This is a genomic window from Bradyrhizobium sp. S3.12.5, assembly GCF_040548225.1.
Classification (GTDB): Bacteria; Pseudomonadota; Alphaproteobacteria; order Rhizobiales; family Xanthobacteraceae; genus Bradyrhizobium; species Bradyrhizobium cytisi.
Genome location: NZ_JBEPRF010000055.1, coordinates 1 through 3,650, shown reverse-complemented (window position 1 = coordinate 3,650; position 3,650 = coordinate 1). Strand labels below are relative to the sequence as shown.

Genomic DNA, 3,650 nt, shown 5'->3' with positions numbered 1-3,650 from the left:
TTCTGCAACAACATTGATCTGCTCGCGAAGTACCGCACCAAGATAGGCGACATCACCTTCCGCATTCTGCCTTGCGACGAATCAACGGTGTGGAAGGAGATGATGGACCTCGCCGGGGTCGAGAAGAATGACATCAAGAAGCTGGGTACCGCCGGTAGACTCGACTACTTGCTCGACGCGGCCAAGGATATCGATGGATCATACGCGGACGTCTCATACGAGGACGGCCTGGCTAAAATGCAACCGGTGAAGAACAGAAGCGAAAACCGCCCCGTCTGAGGAAGCGCCTCGGACGGTCTCTCGCCAGCCGACGAGCTGGCCGCAAAGAAAGTCACTGCACCCGCCTCGCCCGGGACTGGCTCTCACAAACCTTCGCGATTGAAACCGCCGCCAGGTTGCCTCCTATGCCGGTCTCGCCGCCACGCCATGGGCAGTCGAGCGCGAACAGGGCGTGTCGAAGGCCGGCAATCCGCGGCTGAGAACCACGATAATTCAGCTCGCGTGGTTGTAGGTGCGCCACCGGCCTCAATCGACTCTGACCCAGTTGTTCAAGGCGAACAGCGAGTGCAGCCGCAAGCGCGCGATTGTGGCGCTGGTGCGCAAGCTGCTCGTGGCCCTCAAAGTACGCGACCGCCGGCGTCGTGATCGAGGGAGCCGTGATGAAGACCGCCTGAGATCAAGCTGTTTCCGTAGCTGACAACCAATCAGCCGGAGAACCGATCAGCCCTGGACGGTCCCGGGGGACGAACCGATGGATTGCATGGCTTCAAAACGCCGTAACGAAGACTGGCTTCGTCCTCTCGAGCCGGCCCGCCGCAAGCGGAATGTTGGTGCTGTCGCTATCGCGCGACGTTCGAATGTGAGTTTGATCTTGCATGTAAACCAGATTGTCGAACCGGCTCGACGCTGAGATCGCCGACGATGAGGAGTAGTTCGCCCCGCCTGCGCCCGACGACACGAGCCTCATGGCGCGCTCGATCCTGTCAAGGTCAAGCCGCTACGCGGCGGCTTTAAAGAGCCGACCTTGAGGCGATCTCCGCGCGCCATCCGAAAGGTCCCTGCGGTCGGGACGAAGAGCTTGTCTGCAGTCGAGCAAAGAGCCGAACAACCGCCGATACTCCTAATCTCCCTGTTTTCCGGAGATAATCTGGATTGCTTCGCTGCGCTCGCAATGACGGGCGCTGATATTCCTAGGCCCCGATCGCGATTTTCGGCTCGGCGTCCGCGTTGGCGGCCAATTCGCGCAGCGCGCGCCGGTACTCGACCGGCATCACCTTGCGGAATCTGGGCAGCCAATCCTTCCAATTGGCCAGAATGTCGGCGGCGCGTTTGGAGCCGGTCGCTTTCGCATGGCGCGTGATCAGGACGTGCAGGCGCTCGACGTCGGAGTCGAGCAGGTCCTTGAACACGTCGACCCGGCCATGCGCCTCGAGGTCACCGGAGTGATGATAGGTGCCGGCGTTGATCAGCTCTTCCGACAGCACCGGCTCGAGCTCGACCATCAGGAGGTTGCACAATCCGTCGAAGTCGCCGCTCTCGTCGAGCACATAGGCGATGCCGCCGGACATGCCGGCCGCGAAGTTGCGCCCGGTCTTGCCGAGCACGACTACGATGCCGCCGGTCATGTATTCGCAGCAATGATCACCCGCGCCTTCGACGACGGCGACCGCGCCCGAGTTGCGCACGGCGAAGCGTTCGCCGGCGACGCCGCGGAAGTAGCACTCGCCCTGGATGGCGCCGTACATCACGGTGTTGCCGACGATGATGCTCTCTTCCGGCACGATGCTGCTGTTGGCCGGCGGCTTGACGATGATCTTGCCGCCCGAGAGGCCCTTGCCGACGTAGTCGTTGGCCTCACCCTCGAGCTCGAAGGTGACGCCGTTGGCAAGCCACGCACCGAACGCCTGGCCGGCAGTGCCCTTGAGACTGACGTGGATGGTGTCCTGCGGCAGGCCGGCATGGCCGTAGATCTTGGCGACCGCGCCCGAAAGCATCGCACCCGCGGAGCGGTTGGTGCTGTTGATCGCAGCCTCGATCCTCACTGGCGCGCCGCGGTCGAGCGAGGGCTGTGCCTTCTCGATCAGCGTGCGGTCGAGCACCGCCTCCAGATGATGGTTCTGGCGCTCGGAGTGATAGATCTTCTGGCCTTTCTCTTCCTTCTGCTTGACGAAGAGCTTGGAGAAATCGAGGCCCTTGGCCTTCCAGTGCGCGACCAGCCTGGTCTGGTCGAGCAGCTGAACCTGGCCGATCATCTCGTTGAAGGTGCGGAAGCCGAGCGAGGCCATGATCTCGCGGACTTCCTCCGCGACGAAGAAGAAGTAGTTGATCACGTGCTCGGGCTGGCCGGTGAAGCGCTTGCGCAGCACGGGATCTTGCGTGGCGACGCCGACCGGGCAGGTGTTGAGATGGCACTTGCGCATCATGATGCAGCCGGCCGCAATCAGCGGCGCGGTGGCAAAGCCGAACTCGTCGGCACCGAGCAGCGCGCCGATCACGACGTCACGACCGGTGCGGAAGCCACCGTCGACCTGGACCACGATGCGGCTGCGCAGCCGCTCGCGCACCAGCGTCTGGTGGGTTTCGGCAAGGCCGATTTCCCAGGGACTGCCGGCATGCTTGATCGAGGTGAGCGGCGAAGCGCCGGTGCCGCCCTCGAAGCCTGCGATGGTGACATGGTCGGCGCGCGCCTTGGCGACGCCCGCGGCGACGGTGCCGACGCCGATCTCGGAGACGAGCTTGACCGAAACGTCGCCCGCCGGGTTGACGTTCTTGAGATCGTAGATCAGCTGCGCCAGATCCTCGATCGAGTAGATGTCGTGGTGCGGCGGCGGCGAGATCAGGCCGACGCCCGGCGTCGAATGACGAACCTTGGCGATGGTCGCGTCGACCTTGTGGCCGGGCAGCTGGCCGCCTTCGCCGGGCTTGGCGCCCTGCGCCATCTTGATCTGCATCATGTCGGAGTTGACGAGATACTCCGTGGTGACGCCGAAGCGGCCCGAGGCGACCTGCTTGATCGCCGAACGCATGCTGTCGCCGTTCGGCAGCGGCTTGAAACGGTCGGCTTCCTCGCCGCCTTCGCCGGTGTTCGACTTGCCGCCGATCCGGTTCATGGCGATGGCGAGCGTCGTGTGCGCCTCGCGCGAGATCGAGCCGAAGCTCATCGCGCCGGTGGCGAAACGCTTGACGATGTCCTTGGCCGGCTCGACCTGGTCGAGCGGCACGGGCTTGCGCTTCTCTTCCTCCGCGTTCTTGATCCGGAACAGGCCGCGCAGCGTCAAAAGGCGCTCCGACTGCTCGTTGAGGATCTTCGCGAAGGCGCGATAGCGCTCCAGCGAATTGCCGCGGGCGGCGTGCTGAAGCAGCCCGACCGACTCGGCGGTCCAGGCATGATCCTCGCCGCGGCTGCGATAGGCATATTCGCCGCCGACATCGAGCGCGGTCTTGTAGACCAGCGCCTCGCCGAACGCGTCGGCATGACGGCGCACGGCTTCTTCGGCGATCTCGGCAAGGCCCACGCCCTCGACGCGGGTGTGCGTGCCGGCGAAGAATTTTGCAACGAAGTCCGCCTTGAGGCCGACCGCGTCGAAGATCTGCGCGCCGCAATAGGACTGGTAGGTCGAGATGCCCATCTTGGACATCACCTTGAGCAG

At 63.9% G+C, this 3,650-nt stretch carries 1 protein-coding gene and 2 pseudogenes; 2 read left to right on the top strand and 1 reads right to left on the bottom strand.

Features of this window, described 5'->3' with window-relative positions:
* Positions 1–279, top strand: a pseudogene (locus ABIC09_RS37280) (hypothetical protein); the annotation flags it as partial.
* A gap of 103 nt (positions 280–382) precedes the next feature.
* Positions 383–674: pseudogene (locus ABIC09_RS37275) on the top strand (transposase); the annotation flags it as partial.
* 516 nt (positions 675–1,190) lie between these two features.
* Here ABIC09_RS37275 and ABIC09_RS37270 read toward each other — a convergent pair.
* A partial coding sequence (locus ABIC09_RS37270; protein WP_354112420.1) for a glutamate synthase-related protein occupies positions 1,191–3,650 on the bottom strand: 2,460 nt, incomplete at its 5' end.